Source organism: uncultured Megasphaera sp. (assembly GCF_900539295.1).
GTDB lineage: Bacteria > Bacillota > Negativicutes > Veillonellales > Megasphaeraceae > Megasphaera.
Genome location: NZ_UQBH01000008.1, coordinates 13,459 through 38,312 on the forward strand (window position 1 = coordinate 13,459; position 24,854 = coordinate 38,312).

A 24,854-nucleotide genomic window follows, 5' to 3' on the forward strand; every position below is an offset into this window, starting at 1 on the left:
ATGATACCCGAAACGATCTACAGCAAATACAGCCAGGCTATGTTTGACATTGCCAGCGAACAAAAGAAGCTTACCGAGTTCGGAACAGAATTAAAAAGCGTACGGGATACGTTCCAGGAAAACCCCGATTTGTGGAAATTCCTGAATCATCCCCTCGTACCGCAGCAGTCCAAAAAGGACACACTTAAAAAGATTTTTGGAGACAGCGTGTCGCCGATCGTCATGCAGTTCATGTACGTCATGATCGACCGGCGCCGTGAAGCGGCTCTGCTTTTGGGTATCGACGGGTTTATCGATTTGGCCCGCAAGGCTCAGAACATCGAAGTGGCCAAGATCCACGTCGTCAAACCGCTTTCCAAAAAAGAACAGACCAAGCTCGTAGCCAGCCTGGAAGCCATGACGGGTCAGCAGATCGAACCGCTGTACTACGTCGATCCGTCGCTTATCGGCGGTATGGTCATCCAAATTGGCGACAAATTAATAGACGGCAGCCTCAAGCGGCATCTGCAGGATATGCAGAATAGCCTGCTCCAGGCTGACGCGACGAATGGGGTGACGGACGAATAATGAATATGAAGCCAGAAGAAATTACGGCTATAATCAAAAAACAAATCGAAGATTATAACGTGGAAATGAACGTCGACGACGTCGGCACCGTCTTGGAAGTCGGGGACGGCATTGCCCATGTGTACGGTTTGGAAAAAGCCATGTCCGGGGAATTGCTGGAACTGCCGCACGGCGTTTACGGCATGGCCCTGAACTTGGAAGAAGATAACGTCGGTGCCGTATTGCTCGGCGATGACGCCCTCATCAAAGAAGGCGACACCGTCCGCCGTACGGGCCGCGTTATGCGTGTCCCTGTCGGCGAAAACATGGTCGGCCGCGTCGTCAATCCCTTAGGGATGGCTATTGACGGCAAAGGGGAAATCAAGACGACGGAATCTCGTCTTATCGAAGTCAAGGCCTACGGCATTGCCGACCGTCAGCCGGTCAAGGTGCCGCTCCAGACGGGGCTTAAAGCTATCGACTCCATGGTTCCGATCGGCCGTGGCCAGCGTGAGCTCATCATCGGCGACCGCGGCACGGGCAAGACGGCCATTGCCATCGATACCATTTTGAATCAGAAGGACACAGGCGTCATCTGCGTCTACGTAGCCATCGGTCAGAAATCGTCGACCGTTGCCCGCGTTGTCCGTACCTTGGAAGAACACGGCGCTATGGCCTATACCATCGTCGTCGCCGCTACGGCTTCCGATGGGGCTCCGCTCCAGTACCTGGCTCCGTATTCCGGCGTATCCATCGCTGAATACTTCATGCTCCAAGGGAAAGACTGCCTCTGTGTCTATGACGATTTGTCCAAACACGCTCAGGCATACCGCGCCATGAGTTTGCTTCTCCGCCGTCCGCCAGGACGTGAAGCTTACCCGGGTGACGTATTCTACTTACACTCCCGTCTTCTCGAACGCGCTGCCAAATTGTCTGATGAATTGGGCGGCGGCTCGATTACGGCTCTGCCGATCATTGAAACCTTGGCCGGTGACTTGTCGGCTTACATTCCGACCAACGTCATTTCCATTACCGACGGTCAGATCTTCCTCGAAACGGAAGCCTTCAACTCCGGTATCCGCCCGGCTATCAACGTCGGTCTCTCCGTATCCCGTGTCGGCGGCTCGGCTCAGATTAAAGCCATGAAGAGCATTGCCGGTACGCTGCGCCTGAATCTTGCTCAGTACCGCGAATTGGCAGCTTTTGCCCAGTTCGGGTCCGACCTCGATAAGAACACGAAAGCTCAGATCGACGCCGGCGAACGGACGATGCAGCTCCTCATTCAGCCGCAGTATAAACCGATGGCCGTTGAAGATCAGGTCATGCAGATTTACTTGGCCGTTAAGAACTACCTGATGCCTGTCCAGGTCGATGAAGTTGCTGAATTTGCCGACGGCTTCATTAAATTCATGCACAGTAACTATCCGGAAGTCGGCGAAAGCATCAAATCGACGAAGGAACTCGGCAAAGAAGCGGAAGAAACCCTCAAAAAAGCCATTGCAGAATACCTCAAGCAGTACGGTACTTCTCACGAACTGGTCAAAGAGGAGGAATAAGTTATGCCGAGTGCACGCGAAATAAATCGACGGATTAAATCCGTTACTAATACTCAGCAGATCACCAAGGCCATGAAGATGGTCTCTTCCGTGCGACTGCGCCGTGCACAGGAACGGGCGCTGGCTACGGCCCCGTATACCGAAAAAATGGAAGGCATGCTGCGCCGCTTGTCGGCGGCATCCCCCGATTCCGGGAATCCCTTGTTCCAGTCCCGTGATGACGTCAAGAAGACGTGCTATATCATCATCGGCGCCGACAAGGGCCTGGCCGGGGCTTTCAATGCCAACATCAACAAGACCATGGTATCCGTCTTAAAGGATAAGCCGCGCAGTGCGTCGGTCCTTTTCGTCTCCGGCCGCAAACCGGCAGAGTACTTAAAGCATCTGCGCATTACGCCGGACGAAAAATGGTCCGGTTTTTCGGATAAGCCGCAGCTGATCAACGCCCAGGAAATCGCCCACTTGGCGACGCAGAAGTTCCTCGACGGCGAAGTCGATGAAGTCTATGTCATCTATACGCACTTCAAAACGGCCTTGTCCCAGGAAGCGAAAATCGTAAAGATGCTTCCCATCGAAGAGGACGAACAGGGGGGAGACCACGCCCTGATGGAAGAATACTTGTATGCTCCCAACGCGGCCCATGTTCTCAATTCCCTGCTGCCTCAGTATTTAGATCTGTTTGTTTACAACAGCCTCCTTCAGTCGGCTGCCAGTGAACTCGGTGCCCGCATGACGGCCATGACGTCGGCTACGGACAACGCCGGTGAGCTGATTGAAAAACTGACTGTTACCTACAATAAAGTCCGCCAGGCTGGTATTACCAACGAACTGACGGAAATCGTAAGTGGCGCCAACGCCTTGAAATAAGACGTGATTCTCGTCACGCGCTGCTGTTACAATTCTTGAAAGAGAGGAGAACCTCTTCATGAGCAATAAAATTGGGAAAGTAGTCCAGGTCATCGGCCCGGTCGTCGACGTGCGGTTTGCTTCCGAAGCAGACCTGCCGGCCATCTACAACGCCATTCACATCACGGGCGGTGAAGGCGACCAAAAGATCGACCTCATTGTAGAAGCCATGCAGCACTTGGGTGACGACGTCGTCCGCTGCGTTTCCATGGACTCCACAGATGGCCTCGTCCGCGGCATGGCAGCCGAAAACACCGGCGACCCGATCAAGGTCCCTGTCGGCAAAGGCGTTTTAGGCCGTATCTTCAACGTCCTCGGCAATACCGTCGATAAGGTCGACGCGAAAGTCGAAGCCGATGATTACTGGCCGATCCATCGTCCGGTTCCGAAATTCGAAAACCAGGCGACGGAAACAGAAATCTTTGAAACGGGGATTAAAGTCGTCGACCTCATCTGCCCCTATGCTAAGGGCGGTAAAATCGGTCTCTTCGGCGGTGCCGGCGTCGGCAAAACCGTCCTCATCATGGAATTGATTCACAACGTTGCTACGGGCCACGGCGGTTACTCCGTCTTCACCGGCGTCGGTGAACGTACCCGTGAAGGCAATGACCTTTGGAATGAAATGAAGGAATCCGGCGTTATCGACAAGACGGCTCTCGTCTACGGTCAGATGAACGAACCGCCAGGAGCTCGTATGCGCGTCGGCCTGACCGGTCTTACCATGGCCGAATACTTCCGCGATAAAGAACACAAGGACGTTCTGTTGTTCATCGACAACATCTTCCGTTTCATTCAGGCAGGTTCCGAAGTATCGGCTCTGCTCGGCCGTATCCCGTCGGCCGTCGGTTACCAGCCGACCCTCGGTACGGACGTCGGCGCCCTTCAGGAACGCATTACGTCGACGAAAGACGGTTCCATTACGTCGGTTCAGGCCGTTTACGTTCCTGCCGACGACCTTACCGACCCGGCTCCGGCTGCTACCTTCGCCCACCTCGATGCGACGACGGTTCTGTCCCGTCAGATCGCCGAACTCGGTATTTACCCGGCCGTCGATCCTTTGGATTCTACGTCTCGTATCCTCGACCCGAACATCATCGGCGACGACCATTACAATACGGCCCGTGCCGTACAGGAAATCCTCCAGAAGTACAACGACCTGCAGGATATCATCGCCATCCTGGGCATCGACGAACTGTCAGAAGAAGATAAGCTGACCGTTGCCCGTGCCCGTAAAGTACAGCGTTTCCTCAGCCAGCCTTTCGCTGTTGCTGAACAGTTTACCGGTCAGGAAGGCCGCTATGTACCGCTGAAAGAAACGATTGAAGGCTTCAAAGAAATCTTGTCCGGTAAATGTGACGACATGCCTGAACAGGCATTCTACATGGTCGGCAATATCGAAGAAGCTTATGAAAAGGCTAAGACGCTGAAAGGGGAATAGTCCATGGCAGAAGCAGGAAAGACCCTCCATTTGGAAGTCATAACGCCCGATGCTGCCGTACTCTATGAAGACGTGGACTTCGTCCTCGTCCGCGCCTTGGACGGCGATTTGGGTATCATGCCCAACCATGCGCCGCTCATCGCGTCTCTGTCGATTTGGCCCTTGTACTACGATAAGGACGGAACGCGCGACTGCGTTACCGTCGCCGGAGGCTTCCTCGAAGTCCACGGCAATACGGTTACCGTCATTACGCCGGCTTCGGAAAAGCCGGAAGATATCGACATCGACCGGGCTATCGAGTCGGAAAAGCGTGCCGAAGCCCTGTTGGCCAAACACGCTGCCGACCTCGATGAAACCCGGGCCCAAGCGTCCCTGCAGCGCGCTTTGCGCCGCATCGACGTAGCCCAGAAATACGGCAAGCAATAGCTGGTACCAGAGTGAAAAGGATTGTCTCCTAAAGGTTTTATGCCTTTAGCGACAATCCTTTTTTGTTTCGCAGAAAGAATTGACTTTTACCCTTAAGTTTGCTATGATAAGGGACGTACAATTACATAGGCGATGCAAGAGAACAAGTACGTATCTTATCAGCGAGGCCGGGACAGTGTGAGCCGGCTGCCGATGCGGAAGGCGCTCTGAAGGCCGCGGCCGGAAGTCATTCGATGTGTATGGCCGATCAATCAAGCGGGTCTTTTGGACCAATCAGGGTGGAACCGCGGGTACGTATACTCGTCCCTGTAACATACTATCTATGTTACAGGGACTTTTTTGCATGTAGGAGGGAATACGATGAATTTTCAAGACATGATATTCGCATTGAAGAACTTCTGGTCTTCTCAGGGCTGTATCATTTACGAACCGTATGATGTAGAAAAAGGGGCAGGGACCATGAACCCGGCGACGTTCCTGAGAACGCTCGGCCCGGAACCGTGGCACGTAGCCTACGTCGAACCGTCGCGCCGTCCGGCTGACGGCCGCTATGGCGACAACCCGAACCGTCTCTATCAGCACCATCAGTTCCAGGTCATCTGCAAACCGTCGCCGGACAACATTCAGGAACTCTATTTGAAGAGCTTGGAAACGCTGGGCATCAACCCGGCTGAACACGACATCCGCTTCGTCGAAGACAACTGGGAATCGCCGACCCTCGGCGCCTGGGGCCTTGGCTGGGAAGTCTGGCTCGACGGCATGGAAGTTACGCAGTTTACTTACTTCCAGCAGGTCGGCGGCATCGACGTCGCTCCCGTATCGTCGGAAATCACATACGGCATGGAACGGTTGGCTATGTACATCCAGGGTGTAGAAAACGTCTACGATCTGCAGTGGAACGAAACGGCGACGTACGGCGACATCTTCCATCAGAATGAAGTCGAACAGTCGACGTATGCCTTTGAGCTGAGCAACGCCGACCTCTTGTTCCACCTCTTCGATGAATATGAAAAAGAAGCCATGCGGGTCATCAAAGCCGGCTTCGTCCTTCCGGCCTACGACTACGTATTGAAATGCTCGCACACGTTCAACCTCCTCGATGCCCGCGGCGCCATCAGCGTCAGCGAACGTGCCGCCTTTATCGGCCGCGTCCGCAACATGGCCCGGGCCTGCGCTAAAGCGTACCTGGAACAGCGTGAAAAATTAGGATTCCCAATGCTTGCCAAGGAGGAAAAATAAGATGAGCAAAGATTTGTTACTTGAAATCGGCACGGAAGAAATCCCGGCTCATTATATGCCGAGTATCCTTCGTCAGGTCAAAGACTTGGCGGAAACATCGTTTGGCGAAGCGAATATCGCCTATGAATCGGTCCGCACCTTGGGCACGCCGCGCCGCATCGCCCTGTTGATGAAAGGCGTTGCTGAAAAGCAGGCCGACGTATCAGCTAAGCACAAGGGACCGTCGGTCTCCATCGCCTATGACGGCGAAGGCAAACCGACCAAGGCTGCCATGGGTTTTGCCCGCGGTCAGAAAATTGACGTCGCCGATTTGACCGTTGAAGACGGCTACGTCTACGCCAACGTCACCAGCGTCGGCGCTGAAACAAAGGGCCTTCTGCCGGATATCATGAAGGGCATCGTAACGGGTCTTAACTTCCCGAAGAGCATGCACTGGGGGAGTCTCGACTTCCACTTCGTCCGTCCGATCCGCTGGTTCGTCGCCCTCTTCGATACGGAAGTCATTCCTTTTGAACTGGCCAACGTTCAGTCTGGCAAGGTCAGCCGCGGCCACCGCTTCCTCGGCACCGGCGACTTTACCATTGAAAATCCGGCCTCCTATGAAGCCGTCTGCGAAGAACACTTCCTCATCGTCGACCCGGAAAAGCGCCGCCAGCTCATCCTCGACGGCCTCCAGAAACTGGCTGACGAAAAGGGCGGGACGGTCATCATGGACGAAGACCTTCTCGAAGAAGTCGTCTACCTCGTCGAATATCCGACGGCTCTGTGCGGTGAATTTGATGAAGACTATCTGAAGCTGCCTGAAGCGGCCATCATTACGCCTATGAAGGACCACCAGCGTTATTTCCCCATGCGCGATGGGGAAGGCAAGCTCATGAACCTCTTCCTGACCGTCCGCAACGGCAACGACTACCACTTGGAAACGGTCCAGCACGGCAACGAACGCGTCCTGCGGGCTCGTCTCGACGACGCCAAGTTTTTCTTTGAAGAAGATAAGAAACATAAATTAGTCGATTACACGGAAAAATTGAAGAAGATCGTCTTCCAGGACGGCCTCGGCACGCTCCACGACAAGGCTCAGCGCCTGGCACAGATTACGGTATTCCTCAATCAGAAACTCGACCTCGGTCTCGATGACGCAAAACTCCGGCGGGCCTCGGAACTGGCAAAGGCCGACCTGGCCACTCAGATGGTCATGGAATTTACGGAACTCCAAGGCGTCATGGGCAAGGAATATGCCCTCATCGACGGTGAAGACGAAGGCGTTGCCGAAGCTATCAACGAACAGTATCAGCCGCGCTTTGCCGGCGACGAACTGCCGGCTACCGACATGGGCCGAATCCTCGGCATTGCCGACAAATTCGACACCATTACGGGCATGTTCAGCCGCGACTTCATCCCGACGGGCTCTCAGGACCCCTTTGCCCTGCGCCGTCAGACCATCGGTATCTTGAACATCGTCATGGATGCCGGCTGGAATATCAACTGCCACGAAGTCTTCGCCTTCATCCTGAACCTCCTCGGCGTTACCGGTGAAGATGCCGCGACGGTCATGGGTCAGCTCGACGATTACTTTACCCTGCGCCTGAAGAATATCTTTCAGGATAAGGGCATGGATTATCACATCATCGACTGCGTCCTCAGTTCTGACACCCTCAACGCCAATGAAGCTGCCCGCCGCGCTCAGGCCCTCATCGATGCCGACATCATGAGCAAGACGGATCTTCTCCAGGCCTTCACTCGTGTCAGCAACATGATCAAAGGCGCCGACGACATCGACGTCGATCCCGACCTCTTTGAAACCGACGAAGAACGGGCCCTCTACAGCGCCTGCCAGGCCATGCAGGTAAACTTGCCGCAGCAGTACGCCGTCTATGACTATCAGAGCGTAGCCGATACCTTGTCTGAAGGCATTGCCGTCATCAATGAATTCCTGGACAACGTCCTGGTCATGCATAAAGATGAAGCCGTCAAGGAAAACCGGCTCCACCTTCTGGCCTTGACCTACAGCCTCATTCAGCCTATCGGTGATATCAAGAAATTATCGTAAGCTGCCTTTCTTGTACAGCGAATTTTGAATATGGTATAATAGATAACAGATGCAGCCCGCCTGCATCTGTTGTTTATTTTTGAAAGCCCTCTTTTCAAAGCTCTATCGCACAAGAAAATAAAGGAGTGATATCCATGAAATTAAAGAACGTTGCCCTCTTAGTCGCTGCCCTGACCTGTATCGCAGGCTCTACGGCATTGGCTGCTGAAAAAGTCAGCATCAAGAGTGCCAATACCGATAGCTATGACGTCGTCCAGGTCATGACGACTAAGGACAAGAACTATTACCAGTATTACAACAGTAACTATCAGTATGCCGTCGACATCCCGCGCAGCGCGACGACAGCCGATATGACTGTTGACGGGGACGGAGCTTATTTCCAGGACTCCAAGGATGATGCCGTGTTCCGGACCTATGCCGCTAAGAATACCATGAACTTTTCCATCGACGAATTGTACAACATGGCTGTCGGCATGAACGAATCACCGGAACTGACGACCAACATCAAGACCAAAGACAGCTATGCCATCGGCTGGACTGACGGCAAGACGTCTTACTATCACGAACTTTACATCAACGACAAGAATAAGACCTATGTGGCCTTTACCGTAACCTATCCGACGGATAAGCGCGATAAGTACCAGGCCATCATCTCCCACATGTCCCGCACCTTCCTGCCTAACGTACAGATGTAGGCCCTAAGGGTCAGTTTGTTTTTTGGCGATTTGCGAGAAAAAAGGCTTTACACAAGGGATTTTTTATGATATAATTCCCTTGTTATTTTAGGCAGTCCGCTGCCCGATATGATCGGTATCATATGACGATTGCCGCGTACCATGGCGGCAACGGGGTAAGAATGTCTTATTAGGAGGAAAAAGAGCAATGAACATTATCAGCGTACTTGAACAGGAACAGCTTCGTGACGATATCCCGGCATTTCGCCCTGGTGATACTGTCAAAGTTCACGTAAAGGTTGTCGAAGGCAATCGTGAACGTATCCAGATTTTTGAAGGTGTCGTTATCGGCCGTCAGAACGGCGGTGTCCGCGAAACTTTCACTGTCCGCCGTATTTCCTATGGTGTCGGTGTTGAACGTACTTTCTTGGTACACTCGCCGCGCCTGGCTAAAATCGAAGTCGTTCGCCACGGTATCGTTCGCCGTGCAAAACTGAATTACCTCCGCGGTCTTACCGGCAAAGCTGCCCGTATCCGCGAACGCCGATAAGCTATTGGCAAGAACACTTGGAAAAAGGTCTGTCGCAACTGCGACGGGCCTTTTTTTTTGGCCTTGAAGGGGAGGCCGCCTTGTCGGTGCGGCGATTTTTGGCTATATTGTTAACCTTATACTGTGAAATAATCGGTTGACTAGAGGAGCTTCAACGCGTATAATAATCCCATAGTCACTAAAAGAAAGAGGGGCATTGGTTAACAATGAATACAATTGCTGGTTTGACCGAAAAAATTTTACAGGGATACCGCATCAAACGCGGTGACGATATGAGCCTTTTGTTGACGGCACCGCTTGCCGAACTGCAGCAGGGGGCAGGCGAACTGCAGCACCATTTTTGCGGCAATCACGTCGACTTCTGTACCATCATCAACGGCCGCAGCGGCCGCTGCAGTGAAGACTGCAAATACTGTGCTCAGTCGGCCTGTCACCATACGGGCTGTGATGAATACGATTTTCTGCCGAAAGAAGAAATCATGGCCAATGCTAAGGCCAACCAGGATGCCGGCGCCAACCGCTTCGCCATCGTAACCTCCGGCAGAGCCTTGTCGGGGAAGGACTTTGCAAAGGCCCTCGATACGTATCGGGCCATGAAGGGCGAGCTTCGCATCGGCCTCTGCGCGTCTCACGGCCTGCTGACGAGGGAACAGCTCCATGCCCTTCGGGAAACGGGCGTCACCAGCTACCATCACAACATCGAAACGTCGCGGCGCTTCTTCCCGCAGATCTGTACGACCCATACCTATGACGACCGCATCCGGACGATTAAGGACGCTCAGGCCGAAGGGCTCTGCGTCTGTTCTGGCGGCATCATCGGCATGGGGGAAACTTGGGAAGACCGCCTCGATATGGCCATCAGCCTTTCTGAGCTCGGCATCGAATCCATCCCCATCAACGCCTTGATGCCCATTCCCGGCACGCCTTTTGAAGGGCGGCAGGAACTGTCCGGCGACGATATCCTGCGGACCATCGCCATTTTCCGCTTCATCAATCCTGAAGCCAACATCCGCCTGGCTGCCGGCCGCAAGCTCCTTCCTGAAAACGGGGCTACAGCCCTCCTCTGCGGCGCGTCGGCGTCGATTACGGGAAATATGCTGACGACGTCGGGCTCGACCATCGTCGAAGACATGGCCATGATCAAGCGCCTGGGTCTCACCAACGATGCCGGTGAAGCAGGGGGGAACTGCGGCACGACCTGTGCTTCGTAAGTAACAGTTAGCGGTCCTCTTCAAGAGACGCCTTTTGAAAAGAGATTTGTCGGTGTCCGGCAGATCTCTTTTTTACGGCCCTCCCGGGACCGGAATCGTCCCGAAAGAAGCACCTGTTTTTGTATAAAATGGATAAAATTACCTTAAACAGCAGTAATATGGGCTCGGGCACGCATGGCTTATAGGAAGAATTAGCGCCTTTTTTTGACTGTCCCGTTCTGTTTATAGTAATATGAAGAAAAAGTACGGCTTTTTTTGTGTCAACAAGAAAGAAGTATGATAAAATAAGAAGGTACATATGCAGAACAGACTACTTGGAGGAGGTGTGCCGATCATGATGAAGCGGAATATCGTCCTCGTCGGGATGATGGGGAGCGGCAAGAGTCATATTGGACGCAAGCTGGCTCAACGCCTCAATTGGCAGTTTGTCGACACCGACCGGCGTATCGAGCGGGCCGTCGGGATGACCATTGCCGATTTCTTTGCCAGCTTTGGAGAAAAGGCGTTTCGAGAGCGGGAGCTCAATATCTTACAGCAAGTCAGCCGCTATCATGAAGCGGTGATTTCCTTTGGCGGCAACTTTCCCATGAACGTCGATACGTACCGTATCTTGCATCGTCATGGATTCATCGTTGCCCTCTTATCCGAACCGTTCCGCGTGGAAGAAAGAGTCAGCCGCCATATTGGAAAGCGGCCGACGGTGGACTACGACAATCTTCATGATTTTGTCCATACCATGATGAAACAGTGGGAAGAGATCTATCCGTACTGCGACGGCGTCGTCGATACGACACGTGGGGGAGCGTCACAGATCGTCGAATCCATTGTCCATAAAATCAATGAAAGGCATGTGCAGTTTATTGCCAGGGAAAAGAAGGAGACTGATGTAAAATGATCAACAAAATCGGAGTATTGACCAGCGGCGGGGATGCGCCGGGAATGAATGCGGCTATCCGCGGTGTCACGCGGTACGCTATTCAGCGCGGCCTGACTGTCGAAGGTATTATTCGCGGTTATGAAGGTTTGCTGCGTCATGAAACGCGTCCCTTAGGCCGACGTGATGTCGGTGCGATCATTCATCATGGGGGGACCGTGCTTCGAACAGCCCGCTGCTTAGAATTTAAAGAAAAAGAAACGCAGCAGAAAGCTGCTGAATATTTACGGGAACAGGAAATCGATGCCCTGGTCGTCATCGGCGGTGACGGCTCCATGCGCGGTGCTGAAGCCTTGGCCGGCTTTGGTTTTCCGACGGTTACCATTCCCGGGACCATCGACAACGATATGGTTGGGACCCAGTATACCCTGGGCTTTGACACGGCTGTCAATACGGTCCTCGAATCGGTCAATAAGATCCGCGATACGGCCTTTTCCCATGACCGCGTCGCCGTCATTGAAGTCATGGGCCGCGAAGCCGGCTTTATCGCCCTCAATGCCGGCATGGCTTCCGGTGCCGAAGCCGTCTTAGTCCCGGAACACAAAGTCGATCTTCAGGCCCTCTGCCAGCATCTGGAAGAATCGCACCGCATGAAGAAACTGAGCAGTATCGTCATCGTCGCCGAAGGGGCTGCTAAAGGCTCTGACGTCGTCGACTATATTAAGGAACATACGTATCTGTCTCCGAACCTGACCGTCCTCGGCTACGTACAGCGCGGCGGCGCTCCGTCGGCATACGATGCCATCATGGCCGGCCGTTTTGCCCAGAAAGCCGTTGACAGCCTCTTGGACGGCACCTACAACAGCGTCATCGGCCTCATCGACAACAAGGTCGTTGCTACGCCCTATGAAGAAGCGGCAAAGCTTCGCTATCCCATTGACGAAAACCTCTTTGAACTGGTTCATTTCTTAGGCCGATAGATATCTTCTCACAGCGGCTGCCCGTCGGCTTTTGCCGCTGTGCCTGCAAATAGGGGAATACATAAGGGACCCTTCCTTTATGCATTCCTTTTTTTGTCGTTTTCTGTCAAATGCAGGCAAAAAAGGGACTGAAGATGAAGAGAATTTATTAAATTTGAATTGACATCACATAAATATGCAAGTATAATAAGATAGCATGTGTATTTGTATATTTATCTGAATCATCTAAGAGGAGTGTTATTCATGTCATTTGATTTTAGCCTGATTTGGAATTCATTGCCTCTGCTGTTGGCAGGTGCCGGTGTTACCATTGAAATCACGGCGATTGCCGTCGGCTTAGGTTTTGTTTTCGGCCTGATTACCAGTGTGTGCCGCTTGTCAGGAGTCAAAATATTGAACATCCTGGCTGTCTGCTACGTCAATATTATCCGTGGGACGCCGCTCTTGGTCCAAATCTTTTTGATTTACTTCGCCCTGCCTATGATCATTGGCGAACGGATCAACCCCTTTGTTGCTGCCGTCGCCGCCTGTTCCGTAAACAGCGGTGCTTATGTGGCAGAAATTTTCCGTGCCGGCATTCAGTCCGTCGATAAGGGCCAGATGGAAGCCGGACGGTCCCTGGGTCTGTCGTGGATGCAGACCATGCGCTACATCATCTTGCCCCAGGCCTTCAAACACGTCATTCCGCCGCTGGGCAATGAATTTATTTCCATGACTAAGGAAACATCCCTGGTTTCGGTCATCGGCTTTGAAGAATTGACCCGCCGTGGCCAGCTGATCATTGCCAAGACCTACGGTTCTTTTGAAATTTGGTTGACTGTCGCCTTTATTTATTTGATCATGACCTTTACCATCGCCCAGTTGGTAAGCTATTTGGAACGGAGGTTTGCAACGGATGATAGAAATTAAAGGGTTGAAAAAAAGCTTTGGCAAACACGAAGTCCTCCGGGGCATCGATTTGACCATTCAAGATAAAGAAGTCGTCGTCATCATCGGCCCGTCCGGGTCCGGCAAGAGTACGATTCTCCGCTGCATCAACTACTTGGAAGAACCGACGGCCGGCGAAATCATCGTCGACGGCATCAGCATGAACGACGCCAAGAGCATCAACAGCGTCCGCAAGGAAGTCGGCATGGTCTTCCAGCGCTTTAATCTCTTCCCGCACATGACGGTCTTGGAAAACATCATCCTGTCGCCCATGAAGACCCGTGGGGAAAGTAAGGAAGCGGCGACGGAAGTAGCTATTCAGCTTCTCGAAAAAGTCGGCCTGGCCGATAAGAAGGATGCTTATCCGGAAACCTTGTCCGGCGGCCAGCAGCAGCGTGTGGCCATTGCCCGCGCCTTGGCTATGAAACCGAAATTTATCCTCTTCGACGAACCGACGTCGGCCCTCGACCCGGAAATGGTTCGTGAAGTTCTCGACGTCATCAAAGACCTGGCTCATGACGGCATGTCCATGGCCATCGTCACCCATGAAATGGGCTTTGCCCGCGAAGTGGCTGACCGCGTCTTATTCGTCGACGAAGGCAAAATCTTGGAACAGGGGAAACCGGACGATCTTTTCTCCCATCCGAAGGAAGAACGGACCCAGGCTTTCTTGTCGAAAATCTTATAAGATCCAAGAACTCTGAAAAGAGGTCCTGCGAAAAACGCCCGTCTGAGCGATTACGGCTCAGACGGGCGTTTTGTGTTAGGCCATATTTTTTTAGCAGTTCACAGCTTAGAGGGAGCGGAAGGCTTTCTCTGCAGCTTCGATGGTCTTTTCGATGTCAGCATCGCTGTGGGCACCGGAGACGAAGTTCGTTTCAAAGGGCGACGGTGCCAGATAGATGCCGTCACTCAGCATCGATAGGAAGTATTTCTTGAAAGCCTTGCCGTCGCAGGCTTCGGCTGTGGCGTAGTCCGTGACCGGTACATCGCTGAAAAAGACGCTGAACATGGTGCCGGCCTGCGGTACCTGGACGGCTGCGCCGGCTTTTTTTGCAGCCTGGCGGATTCCTTCGGTGAGGATCGACGTCTTGGCCGAGACTTTTTCGATATAGTCTGCATCTTCGGTGATGATGCGCAGCGTTTCAAGGCCGGCGGCCATGGCCAGGGGATTGCCGCTTAAGGTCCCTGCTTGGTAGACCGGACCTTTCGGTGAGACCCAGTCCATGATATCCTGTCGGCCGCCGTAGGCTGCGACGGGCAGGCCGCCGCCGATGATCTTACCGAGGGTCGTCATGTCCGGCTTGATATGGTAGATACGCTGGGCACCGTGGAGGGCCGAGCGGAAGCCGCACATGACTTCGTCGAAGATGAGGACCGTGCCGTGTTTCTTCGTTTCTTCCCGAAGGAGGTCGAGGTAGCCTTCCTTAGGAAGGACCAGTCCCATGTTGCCGGCAATGGGTTCGACGATGACGGCGGCGATGTCGTCGCCGTGTTGATCCATCAGGGCTTTAAAGGCAGACGCGTCGTTATAGGGGACAGTCAGCGTGTCTTTGGCCGTTCCGGCCGTAACGCCCGGGCTGTCGGGCTGGCCGAAGGTAGCAGCGCCGCTGCCGGCTTTGACTAAGAGGCTGTCGCCGTGGCCGTGGTAACAGCCGATGAATTTGACAATCTTGTCGCGGCCCGTATAGCCTCGGGCGACTCGGATGGCACTCATCGTCGCTTCCGTACCGGAATTGACCATGCGCAGTTTTTCGATGGACGGGTAGACCTGGCGGACGAGCTTGGCCAGTTCCGATTCGACGAGGGTCGGGGCGCCGTAGCTCGTACCCCGTTCGGCTGCTTCCTGAAGGGCTTTTACGACGCGGGGATGGGCGTGGCCGACGATCATCGGGCCCCAGGAACCGACGTAGTCGATATACTCATTGCCGTCGATGTCACAGATGGTGCTGCCCTTGGCTCGGGCGATAAACGGCGGCGGGCAGCCGATGCGGCTGTACGAACGGACCGGGCTGTTGACGCCGCCCGGCATGAGGGTCTGGGCTTCAGCAAAGGCTGCTTTTGATTTATCTAAGGGAATCATGGAAAGGCCTCCTCATTCTTTGATATCTAAGTTGAATACGTTCCGCAGTTCGCGAACGACCCGTTCTTCATCGGGCGTATGGGCCGCTTCGACGGTGCGCCGCAAGGGGGCACGCAGGATTTTGCGGACTAAGATGTGAGATAAGTTTTCGACGATGCGGAACTGGTCGTCCGTCAGTTCCGGAAGCTTGTTGCGGGCCCTCTTTACGAAGTGGCGCCGCGTCTGTTCGGCCTGCTGAGACAGGCTGACGATGACCGGACGGACCGACAGGTAGCGGTAGCGCTCGACCATGGCCGTGACGGCTTCGTCGACGATGGCTCTGGCGGCGACGGCTTCGCGCTGCCGGGCGGCTTCATTGTCGTGGACGATGCCTTCCAGGTCGTCGATGTTGTATAAGGTTACGCCGTCGATGGCGGCGGCGTCGGGCGAGATGTCGCGGGGGACGGCGATGTCGATGAGCAGGAGGGGCCGACCTTGGCGCCGTTCTTGGAAGCGGCGCAGGCGGGGGACGGTGACCACGTAGTGGGGGGCTCCCGTCGAGGCGATGATGATGTCTACGTCGTCGACGACGGTTTCGGCCTCTTTATAATGGACGGCCCGGCCGCCGACGTCGCGGGCCAGCTCCTCGGCCCGTTCCAGGTGACGGTTGACGATGTAGAGCTTGTCAGCCCCTTTGCCGAGAAAGTTCTGGGCCGTCAGGCGGGCCATTTGGCCGGCACCGTATAAGAGGAGCCCTTTTCCTTTCAGGGAACCGCCGAAGACTTTTTCCGCCATTTGGACGGCTGTATAGCTGACCGATACGGCGTGGTAGGCAATATGAGTCTCTGTCCGGATTCTTTTCCCGACGGCGATGGCCTGTTGAAAGAGCATATTTAAGATAGCCCCGGTGGCGCCGTTTTCATGGGCCAGGACGTAGGCCTGTTTGACCTGGCTTAAGATTTGGCCTTCGCCGACGACGAGGGAGTCGAGGCTGGCGGCGACGGTGAACAGGTGGTCGATGCAGGCCTTTCCCGTGTAGCTGTAGAAATAGGCCGGTTCATAGACAGGTTTTCCCGCCAGGTCCAAAAAGAAATTGCGTAGGGCCTGTTCGTTGTCCCGGACGTCGTCGACGACGGCATAGACTTCGGCGCGGTTGCACGTCGACAAGACGACGACTTCGCGCAGGCCGCCGTAGTCGTCGAGGCGCGAAAGGCCGCTTCGGATGGCGTCTTCCGTCATGGCAAAGCGTTCCCGAACGGCGACGGGGACCGTTTTATGGTTGAGGCCGAGAATGACGAGATCCATGGCTAAGCCTCGACGTCGCCGTTTTTCAGCCACCGGGCCACGTCGATGGCGTGGTAGGTGATGATGATGTCCGAACCGGCTCGTTTCATGCTGGTCAGGGATTCCATGACGATGCGCTTTTCGTCGATCCAGCCCTTTTGAGCGGCGGCCTTGACCATGGCGTATTCGCCGCTGACGTTGTAAGTGGCAATGGGCCGCTGGCAGCGTTCCCGGGCCTGATGGACGATGTCGAGGTAAGCCAGGGCCGGTTTTACCATGATGATGTCAGCCCCTTCTTCAAGGTCTAAATCGATTTCTTTCATAGCTTCGCGGCTGTTGGCCGGGTCCATCTGGTAGCCCCGGCGGTCGCCGAAGTGAGGCGCCGAATCGGCAGCATCCCGGAAGGGGCCGTAATAGGCCGAAGCATATTTTGCGGCGTAGGACATGATGCTGATGTCGGTGAAATCGTGGTCATCCAGGGCCTTTCGGATGGAGGCGACGCGGCCGTCCATCATGTCCGACGGGGCGATGATGTCGGCACCGGCTTCTGCCTGGCTGACGGCGACTTTGTTCAGCAGTTCCAAGGTGGCGTCGTTGTCGACTTCATGGCCTGTCAGTTTGCCGCAGTGGCCGTGGCTCGTATACTGGCAGAGGCAGACGTCGCCGACGATGACCATGTCGGGAACGGCTTTTTTGATGGCTCTCATGGCGCGCTGGACCGGACTTTCCGGATTCCAGGCACTGGAACCGATGTCGTCCTTATAGGCCGGCAGGCCGAAGACTTCGATGGACCGGATGCCGAGCTGCCAAATGTCTTCGGCTAAGGCGACGGCCTTGTCGACAGACAGGTGGTAACAGTCGGGCATGCTGGGAATCTCTTCTTTGACGCCGGTCCCGGGGACGACGAAAATGGGGTAAATGAGGTCACTCAGGGAAAGGTGGTTTTCTCGTATCATAGCCCGCAGCGGTGCCGAACGGCGCAGACGGCGCGGGCGGAGGGTATTTACGTTCATCGTTTTTCTAATCTCCAATCTTTTATGCAGTCAGCTAAGCCGGCCGTCGTATAGGTCGCAGCTGTTATAATCTGTGTGAGGCCCTGTTCGCGGCAGGTTTGAGCCGTAATGGGGCCGATACAGGCAAAGGTCATCTTGTCGAGGGCCGAAGGGGCATCGGCTGTAAGTTCCAGGAAGTGGCGGATTGCCGACGAGCTGGTCACGGTGACGACGTCGACGGCGCCGTCTGCTAACAGTTTTGTCAGGCGTTCCTTGTTTTCGTCGGCGCCGACAGTACAGTAGGCTTCACAGATGTCAACGGAGACGCCTTTTTGGCGGAGCGTATCCGGTAAGAAGGACCGGGCTTCCCTGGCCCTGGGAATGAGGATATGTTCGCCGCCGGAAAGACAGGGTTCCAAGGCTTCGGCCAGTCCTTCGGCGCAGTAGGCCCTGGGGACGACATCGGCGGTCAGGCCGTGTGCTGAGAGGGCTTCTGCCGTAGCGCTGCCGATGGCGGCTAATTTGGCCCGGCCTAAGGCGCGGCTGTCCAAGCCTTTTCGGGACAGTCGGCGGAAGAAGGCGTCGACGCCGTTGGTACTGGTGAAGATGAGCCAGTCGTACTGGGAAATCTTGTCGATGGCCGCGTCGAGGGCAGTATAAGCGTCGCTCGGCGGCTCGATACGGATCGTCGGGACTTCGATGCACGACGCGCCCAGATCTTCCAGCTGTCGGGTCAGGGCCGGTGCCTGGGCATGGGTCCGGGTGACGGCGATGCGAAGCCCAAAGAGGGGCTTGGTATCGAACCACTGCATGGACGGCCGAAGGGTTACGACGTCGCCGACGATGAAGATAGCCGGCGCTTTAAATTGGCGTTCCGCTGCCTTTCGGGCGATGTCGCCGACGGTAGCCACTAAGGTTTCCTGACTGGGCTTGGTGCCCCAGCGGACCAGGGCTGCCGGCGTGTCGGCCGGTCTGCCGTGGGCCATGAGCTCTTTGGTAATCAAAGGCAGGTTGTGGACGCCCATGAGAAAGACCAAGGTGTCGACGGCTGTGGCCAATTTATCCCAGCGGATGGACGATGCTTTTTTCGTCGGGTCTTCGTGGCCGGTGACGACGGCAAAGGATGAGGCTGCCGTCCGGTCGGTGACGGGGATGCCGGCGTAGGCCGCAGCGCCGATGGCTGAGGTCACGCCGGGGATGATTTCAAAGGGAATGCCGGCGTCGTGCAAGGCTCGGCTTTCTTCACCGCCTCGGCCAAAGACGAAGGGGTCGCCCCCTTTGAGGCGGACGACGACCTTGCCGGCACGGGCTTTTTCAATCAGTAAGTCGATGATCTCTGCTTGGGGCAGGGTGTGGTCGGCGGCTTTTTTGCCGACGTATATTTTTTCGGCATCAGGCCGGGCGAAGTCGAGGAGCCGTTCGTCGGCCAGGTAGTCGTAGATGACGACGTCGGCTTGACCGAGGACGTCGCGCCCTTTTAAGGTCAAGAGGCGGTAGTCGCCGGGGCCGGCGCCGGTGAGATATACAATGCCGTTCATGGAAAACCTCCTTTATTCGGCAGGGGTGATGCCGAGGTCTGTCAAAATTTGCCGGCCTCCTTCGTCGAGGAGGGTCCGGGCTGCTGTTTGGCCGAGGGCGGCGCTGTCAGAAAGGGGCCCCGTTGCCTGGTGGCGGAAGACGCGGCTGCCGTCGGGGGCAGCGATGATGCAGGACAAGGTGAGCTCTTCGCCTTTGGCGCTGCCGTAGACGCCGACAGGGACTTGGCAGCTGCCGTTGATGGCCGCTAAGAAGGCCCGTTCGGCTGTGGTGGCTGCCGTCGTTTCTTCGTCGCTGAGAAAGGACAGGGCCTGTTTCAGGTCCTCGTCGTCGGACCTGGTTTCAACTGCCAGGGCTCCTTGGCCGACGGCGGGAATCATAGTCGCCGTCGAGAGGAGTTCGGTAATGCGGTCGCCTCGATTCAGGCGGTTTAGGCCGGCCTCGGCTAAGATGATGGCGTCGTACTCGCCGTCGTCGAGCTTTTTGAGCCTCGTATCGACGTTGCCCCTAAGGTCACAGACCGTAAGATCGGGGCGAAGGGCCAGGAGCTGAGCCTTTCTTCTCAGGCTCGACGTGCCGACCCGGGCTCCTTGGGGAAGGGCGGCGAGGGATTTATAGCGGTTCGATACCAGGGCATCGTGGACCCAGGTCCTGGCCGTGACGGCAGCCAGGCAGAGGCCGTCCGGTAAGGCGGCGGGCAGATCTTTCAGGCTGTGGACGGCTAAATCGATGGTACCGGAGAGAAGGCGCGATTCCAATTCCGACGTAAAGAGTCCTTTGCCGCCGATGCGGGCTAAGGGGACGTCGAGAATCTTATCGCCTTGGGTGACGATGTGTTCCAGGCGTACGGAAAGGTCCGGGTCGTGAAGGATAAGGGCCTCTTTGATGTATTCGGCCTGCCATAAGGCCAGTGGACTTCGCCGGGTGCCGATGACTAAGTTACGTTTCATGACGTCTCCTTTCAAATTCACTCAGACGACGGGCTAAACGGCGGCTGGCCTCATCGATGTCATTTTGTTCGACGAGGGCCATGATGTCGTCGGTCAACGCGTCACGCCAAAAGTCGTGGCGGTCCCTGGGGGAGGACAGGGCGGATCTGGCGGCTGAACGGATGCGGGCCACTTCATCGAGCCAGCGGCCGTAGCGTTCGTCAAAGCATTTTTCTAATCGCTGCCGCAGCCAGCGCGAGAAGGCCGGCCCCTTGCCGTTCGTCGAGATGGCGAGCTGCAGGTCGCCTTGACGGACGACGGCCGGCACGGTGAAATTACATAAATGGGGGACGTCGCAGACGTTGATCAATTTGCCCGCTTCTTCGGCAGCCTGTGACGCCATCAGACTGACGGCTTCATCGTCGGTGGCGCAGATGATGAGGAAGAAAGGCTTTTCGTCGCCTCGCTCATATTTTTTTGCCTTCCAGATTAAACGGCCGGCAGCGGCCCGGTTTTTTATCGTCTCCGTCGCTGTCGGAGCGATGACTGTGACGGCTGCCCCTTCATCGAGGAGGCCGGCTATTTTTCGTTCGGCGACGGTACCGCCGCCGATGACCAGACAAGGCCGGCTGCGGAGATCTACGTTGATGGGATACATAGGGAATCCTCGCTTTTTTATAATATATTCCTTATTATACACAATTCTCCGGAAAAAAGCGTGGCAATGACAACACTTTTAGAAAGACCGCCATATGAGAAAATCCGTACAGTGCGGGACTGTACGGATTTGTCGGCTGTCAAACCGAAATCAGCGGATGAAGTTGGTCATGATCTTGGCTTCGGTCTCCGGTGCTGCGATACCGGCTTTTTTCCCGGCTTCGATGCACTGCAGGATCCAGGCCATGTTGCGGCCTAAGGTGCGCATGATCTGAAGGCCTTCTTCGTCGCGTCTGACTTCGTCCGGCGTATTGCCGTGGACCATGGGCCAGTAGCTCGAAGCGACGCTGATCATCTGGTGGTAGGACAGGTATTTATTGAGGACGTCCAAGGTCGCCGTCGTGCCGGCCCGGCGGGCAGAGGCGACGGTGGCGCCGACTTTATGGACCAATGCGTTTCCGGCCATACCGGCTAATTGGTCCATAAAGGATACGATTTCACCGGTCGGCGAAGCCCAGTAGACAGGGGAACCGATGACCAGACCGTCGGCGGACTGCATTTTTTCAGCAACCGCCGTGACGACGGCTTTGTCAGGGACGGCGTGGATGATTTCCGCGTCGATGCCATTTTCACGGAGCGTATCGGCGACGACGGACAATGCCGTATAGGTGCAGCCTTTTTCGCGTCGGCTGCCGTTTAATAAGATAACTTTCATGGGAATGCCTCCTCTATGGAAGATGACTGTCTGCAGACAGCTAGTGAAATAATTATATACATCTATATATATCAAGATAACTATAGCACAGGAAGGCCCGAAGAGCAAGGCAGTCATCACTGAAGGTGACTCTTGCTCTTTTTGCATAGAAATAGATGAACCTATGAAATTAAAATATCAAAATAGATAATTAAAAATGATATTTTTATTGCATTTGAGGGTTGGCCGTGGTATCATAAGGGCATCAAAAAAGACTAGCCATGATTCATGAAAGGAAGTATGACTTATGAATACAAATACGCCGATGGATTCAGCCAACCAGGAAGTTTGGATTGGCGTCGATGTCGGAACGACCGGTGTCCGTGCCATTGCCTATACGGAAGAAGGCATCAACGTCTGCTCGTCCGAAGCGTTCTATCCCTTGTTGACGCCCCGTCCCGATTGGGCTGAAGAAAGCCCGCTTCAAATTCTCGAAGCCGTTCAGGATGTCATCCGCAAGACGACGGAACAGCTCCGCTACCGGAATAAGGAATTGGCCGGCATCGCCTTGAGTACGGCCATGCACAGCTTTGCCGCTCTCGATGAAGCCTATGAACCCCTTCACGATATGCAGACCTGGGCCGACAGCCGCAGTGCTGCCATCGTCCGGGACATGAAGAAAGACGAAGCCTTATGCCGCTCCTTCTACGAACGGACAGGCTGCCCGATTCACGCCTGCTACCCCTTTGCCAAGATTATCTGGCTCCGTCAGAACCAGCCCGAACTGTTCCGCCAAATGCGCTTTGTCGGTTCTCTGAAAGATTACTTATACTATCATCTGACCGGTGAGTGGCTCGTCGATAAGTCGACGGCCAGCACGACGGGCATGTACAACGAACAGACCCTCGCATGGGACGATGAAATCATCGCCTATGCCGGCATCACCAAAGATCAGCTGCCGCCCGTCGTTTCGACGACCTACAGCCACGGACTGTGCGAAAAGGCCGCTAAGATCCTGCGCCTGCCGGCCAATCTTCCCGTCGTCATCGGTGCTACGGACGGCGTCTTGGTCAACGTCGGCATCGGTGCCGTCGAACCGGGACAGATCAGCGGTACCATCGGCACCAGCGGCGCCTTGCGCATGCTGACCCGTCAGCCTAAGGTCGACCCCCAGATGCGTACTTGGTGCTACAACCTGACTGACGACATGTGGGTCGCCGGCGGAGCCATCAACAACGGCGGCATGATCCTGCGCTGGGTCCGCGACAAGATTTGCCATTACGGCGGAAGCGCCTTGGAAACGCTGGACATCGACCCGTATGACCTGATGACCATGAAGGCCGAACACGTCGACGCCGGTGCCGACGGCCTCATCTGCCTGCCTTGCTTTACGGGCGAACGGGCACCGCACTGGAATTCGGAACTGCGGGGCATGTTCTTCGGATTTTCTCTCAATCACAGCCGATCCCATATGATCCGTGCCGTCATGGAAGGCATCTGCTACAGCTTAAACAGCGTCATGGCAGCCCTTCGGGAATTTGGCGATGTCAAGGACATCCGGGTCAGCGGCAGCTTTACGAAATCGAAGCTCTGGCTGCAGATCATGTCGGACGTCTTCAATGAACCGATTACCCTGCCCGACAACAGTGAAGGTGCAGCCTTCGGCGCTGCTGTCTTAGGCTTCATTTCAAGCGGCAAGTTAAAGAGCATTGCCGATACGGCTAATTTGGTCCACGCCAAAAAAGTCTATACGCCTATTGAGGAAAATGCCGCCGTATACCGTGAGCTCTACGATATTTTCACTCGCCTCTACCAAAAATTACAAGGTGAATTTGCCGATATTGCGGCATACCAACAGCAATTAAAATTATAATTTTCAGCAGAAAAGGGGATGTACTTATGATGCTTCACGATATTGGTGTCGTCGGCATGGCCGTCATGGGCAGCAACCTGGCCCTCAATATGGCCGACCACGGCTATGACGTCGCTGTATACAACTATACGCCGGATTTGACGGAAAAATTCCTGAAAGAACGGCCTCACGATAAGATTCACGGATTTTTGGAACTCGATGAATTCTTGGCCTCTCTCAAACGGCCGCGGAAGATCATGCTCATGATCATGGCCGGCGCTCCTGTCGACAGCATGATCGACCAGCTCCTCACGCGCCTCGATGAAGGCGACATCATCATCGACGGCGGCAATTCTTACTTCGGCGATACCCAGCGCCGCTGCGAACGCTGCAAGGAAGCGGGTATCCACTTCTACGGCATGGGTATTTCAGGCGGGGAAACGGGAGCTCGCCGCGGTCCGGCTATCATGCCCGGCGGCAATAAGGAAACCTACGCTGAAATCCAGCCTATTTATGAAGCCATTGCGGCCAAAGCTTCGGACGGCAAGCCCTGCTGCACTTACATCGGCGCTGACGGTGCCGGTCATTACGTCAAGATGGTCCACAACGGCATCGAATACGCCGACATGCAGCTCATTGCCGAAGCCTACCTACTGCTGAAATACGTCGGCGGCTATGACAATGCTGCCATGTCTAAGATTTTCCATGAATGGAATCAGGGAGAACTGAAGAGCTTCCTCATCGGCATTGCAGCTGACATCTTCGCCGAAGACGATGAAGAAGGCGGCCAGGTTCTCGATAAGATCGCCGACGCTGCCGGTCAGAAGGGGACCGGCCGTTGGACCAGCATCGAATCGATGAAACAAGGCGTCGATATCTCTATGATTACGGCAGCCTGCAACGCCCGCGTCATGTCCAATGCACCGAGCCGCACCCAGGCTCAGCAAGCCGTCGTACGACCGGATATTACGCCGCAGCGCGGTGACGACTTCGTCGAAGCCGTTCGCCAGAGCCTGTACGCCGCTAAGATCGTCGCTTACGCTCAGGGCTTCTCCCTCTATAAGAGTGCCTCGGAAACCTATGACTGGCACCTCGATTACGGCGCCATCGCTTCGATTTTCCGGGCCGGCTGCATCATTCAGGCCGAATTTTTAAACAAGATCACCGAAGCTTACGGAAAGAATCCCGATCTTGACAACCTCTTGTTCGACGATTTCTTTCTCCAAAAAATCAATGACAACCAAGGCGCTCTGCGCCGTATCATCGGCCTCGCCGTCAGCCAGGGACTTCCCATTCCGGCCTTCTCGGCAGCCCTTCAGTACCTCGATGCCTACAGCAGTCCCCAGGTAGGGGCCAACCTCATCCAGGCCCTGCGCGATTACTTCGGGGCCCATACCTTTAAGCGCGTCGATAAAGAAGGAATCTTCCATCATCACTGGAAAGAACATTATACGAAATAAAGGAGGTTTAT

The 24,854-nt window shown here is 55.0% G+C and carries 23 protein-coding genes; 16 read left to right on the forward strand and 7 right to left on the reverse strand.

Features of this window, described 5'->3' with window-relative positions; translation table 11 throughout:
• From QZQ46_RS03910 to QZQ46_RS03975, 14 genes are all read left to right on the forward strand, one after another.
• Window positions 1-567: a F0F1 ATP synthase subunit delta gene (locus QZQ46_RS03910; RefSeq protein WP_296827010.1), complete on the forward strand. Its 567-nt coding sequence runs from the start codon at window positions 1-3 to the stop codon at window positions 565-567.
• The gene (atpA, locus tag QZQ46_RS03915) at window positions 567-2,102 is read left to right on the forward strand and encodes a F0F1 ATP synthase subunit alpha (protein ID WP_296827011.1); all 1,536 of its coding nucleotides are present in this window, start codon (window positions 567-569) and stop codon (window positions 2,100-2,102) included. Before QZQ46_RS03910 ends, atpA begins: the two co-directional genes overlap by 1 nt.
• Window positions 2,103-2,105: 3 nt before the next feature.
• Window positions 2,106-2,969, forward strand: coding sequence for an ATP synthase F1 subunit gamma (gene atpG / locus QZQ46_RS03920; protein WP_296827013.1), 864 nt, complete (start codon window positions 2,106-2,108; stop codon window positions 2,967-2,969).
• Between the two features lie 58 nt (window positions 2,970-3,027).
• Window positions 3,028-4,446 (forward strand): F0F1 ATP synthase subunit beta, encoded by a 1,419-nt coding sequence (gene atpD / locus QZQ46_RS03925; protein WP_296827015.1) that lies wholly within the window; start codon window positions 3,028-3,030, stop codon window positions 4,444-4,446.
• 3 nt (window positions 4,447-4,449) lie between these two features.
• Window positions 4,450-4,872, forward strand: a complete 423-nt coding sequence (locus QZQ46_RS03930; RefSeq protein WP_296827017.1) for a F0F1 ATP synthase subunit epsilon — start codon at window positions 4,450-4,452, stop codon at window positions 4,870-4,872.
• Window positions 4,873-5,232: 360 nt separating this feature from the next.
• Window positions 5,233-6,111, forward strand: a complete 879-nt coding sequence (glyQ, locus tag QZQ46_RS03935; RefSeq protein WP_296827019.1) for a glycine--tRNA ligase subunit alpha — start codon at window positions 5,233-5,235, stop codon at window positions 6,109-6,111.
• Window position 6,112: 1 nt separating this feature from the next.
• The gene (gene glyS / locus QZQ46_RS03940; protein WP_296827021.1) at window positions 6,113-8,161 is read left to right on the forward strand and encodes a glycine--tRNA ligase subunit beta; all 2,049 of its coding nucleotides are present in this window, start codon (window positions 6,113-6,115) and stop codon (window positions 8,159-8,161) included.
• 134 nt (window positions 8,162-8,295) lie between these two features.
• Entirely contained in the window at window positions 8,296-8,856 is a 561-nt protein-coding gene (locus QZQ46_RS03945; RefSeq protein ID WP_296827023.1) for a hypothetical protein, read from the forward strand.
• Window positions 8,857-9,043: 187 nt separating this feature from the next.
• Window positions 9,044-9,385, forward strand: a complete 342-nt coding sequence (rplS, locus tag QZQ46_RS03950) for a 50S ribosomal protein L19 (RefSeq protein ID WP_296827026.1) — start codon at window positions 9,044-9,046, stop codon at window positions 9,383-9,385.
• A 206-nt stretch (window positions 9,386-9,591) separates the two neighbouring features.
• Window positions 9,592-10,596: a biotin synthase BioB gene (bioB, locus tag QZQ46_RS03955; RefSeq protein WP_296827028.1), complete on the forward strand. Its 1,005-nt coding sequence runs from the start codon at window positions 9,592-9,594 to the stop codon at window positions 10,594-10,596.
• Window positions 10,597-10,930: 334 nt separating this feature from the next.
• Window positions 10,931-11,491 carry a shikimate kinase gene (locus QZQ46_RS03960; RefSeq protein ID WP_296827030.1) on the forward strand — a complete coding sequence of 187 codons (561 nt, stop codon included), beginning with the start codon at window positions 10,931-10,933 and terminating at the stop codon, window positions 11,489-11,491.
• Window positions 11,488-12,450: a 6-phosphofructokinase gene (gene pfkA / locus QZQ46_RS03965; protein ID WP_296827032.1), complete on the forward strand. Its 963-nt coding sequence runs from the start codon at window positions 11,488-11,490 to the stop codon at window positions 12,448-12,450. The genes QZQ46_RS03960 and pfkA overlap by 4 nt, the downstream gene beginning before the upstream one ends.
• A 243-nt stretch (window positions 12,451-12,693) precedes the next feature.
• Window positions 12,694-13,359 carry an amino acid ABC transporter permease gene (locus tag QZQ46_RS03970; RefSeq protein ID WP_296827034.1) on the forward strand — a complete coding sequence of 222 codons (666 nt, stop codon included), beginning with the start codon at window positions 12,694-12,696 and terminating at the stop codon, window positions 13,357-13,359.
• Window positions 13,346-14,065 carry an amino acid ABC transporter ATP-binding protein gene (locus QZQ46_RS03975; RefSeq protein ID WP_296827036.1) on the forward strand — a complete coding sequence of 240 codons (720 nt, stop codon included), beginning with the start codon at window positions 13,346-13,348 and terminating at the stop codon, window positions 14,063-14,065. The genes QZQ46_RS03970 and QZQ46_RS03975 overlap by 14 nt, the downstream gene beginning before the upstream one ends.
• A 105-nt stretch (window positions 14,066-14,170) precedes the next feature.
• Here the strand turns inward: QZQ46_RS03975 and hemL are convergent, their stop codons facing one another.
• From hemL to QZQ46_RS04010, 7 genes are all read right to left on the reverse strand, one after another.
• Window positions 14,171-15,460, reverse strand: a complete 1,290-nt coding sequence (hemL, locus tag QZQ46_RS03980; protein WP_296827038.1) for a glutamate-1-semialdehyde 2,1-aminomutase — start codon at window positions 15,458-15,460, stop codon at window positions 14,171-14,173.
• A gap of 12 nt (window positions 15,461-15,472) precedes the next feature.
• Window positions 15,473-16,744, reverse strand: a complete 1,272-nt coding sequence (hemA, locus tag QZQ46_RS03985) for a glutamyl-tRNA reductase (protein WP_296827040.1) — start codon at window positions 16,742-16,744, stop codon at window positions 15,473-15,475.
• Between the two features lie 2 nt (window positions 16,745-16,746).
• Window positions 16,747-17,736 (reverse strand): porphobilinogen synthase, encoded by a 990-nt coding sequence (hemB, locus tag QZQ46_RS03990; RefSeq protein ID WP_296827042.1) that lies wholly within the window; start codon window positions 17,734-17,736, stop codon window positions 16,747-16,749.
• A complete protein-coding gene (gene cobA, locus QZQ46_RS03995) occupies window positions 17,733-19,253 on the reverse strand; it encodes a uroporphyrinogen-III C-methyltransferase (RefSeq protein WP_296827045.1) in 1,521 nt (506 codons plus the stop codon). Before cobA ends, hemB begins: the two co-directional genes overlap by 4 nt.
• 12 nt (window positions 19,254-19,265) lie before the next feature.
• A complete protein-coding gene (hemC, locus tag QZQ46_RS04000) occupies window positions 19,266-20,201 on the reverse strand; it encodes a hydroxymethylbilane synthase (RefSeq protein WP_296827047.1) in 936 nt (311 codons plus the stop codon).
• Window positions 20,191-20,838, reverse strand: a complete 648-nt coding sequence (locus tag QZQ46_RS04005) for a bifunctional precorrin-2 dehydrogenase/sirohydrochlorin ferrochelatase (protein WP_296827049.1) — start codon at window positions 20,836-20,838, stop codon at window positions 20,191-20,193. The genes hemC and QZQ46_RS04005 overlap by 11 nt, the downstream gene beginning before the upstream one ends.
• 150 nt (window positions 20,839-20,988) lie before the next feature.
• A complete protein-coding gene (locus QZQ46_RS04010) occupies window positions 20,989-21,552 on the reverse strand; it encodes a flavodoxin family protein (RefSeq protein WP_296827051.1) in 564 nt (187 codons plus the stop codon).
• A 286-nt stretch (window positions 21,553-21,838) separates the two neighbouring features.
• Between QZQ46_RS04010 and QZQ46_RS04015 the strand changes: the two genes are divergently transcribed.
• Window positions 21,839-23,404 (forward strand): gluconokinase, encoded by a 1,566-nt coding sequence (locus QZQ46_RS04015; protein WP_296827052.1) that lies wholly within the window; start codon window positions 21,839-21,841, stop codon window positions 23,402-23,404.
• Window positions 23,405-23,430: 26 nt separating this feature from the next.
• Complete coding sequence (gene gnd / locus QZQ46_RS04020) at window positions 23,431-24,843, forward strand: decarboxylating NADP(+)-dependent phosphogluconate dehydrogenase (RefSeq protein ID WP_296827054.1); 1,413 nt, start codon at window positions 23,431-23,433, stop codon at window positions 24,841-24,843.
• Window positions 24,844-24,854: the final 11 nt, after the last annotated feature.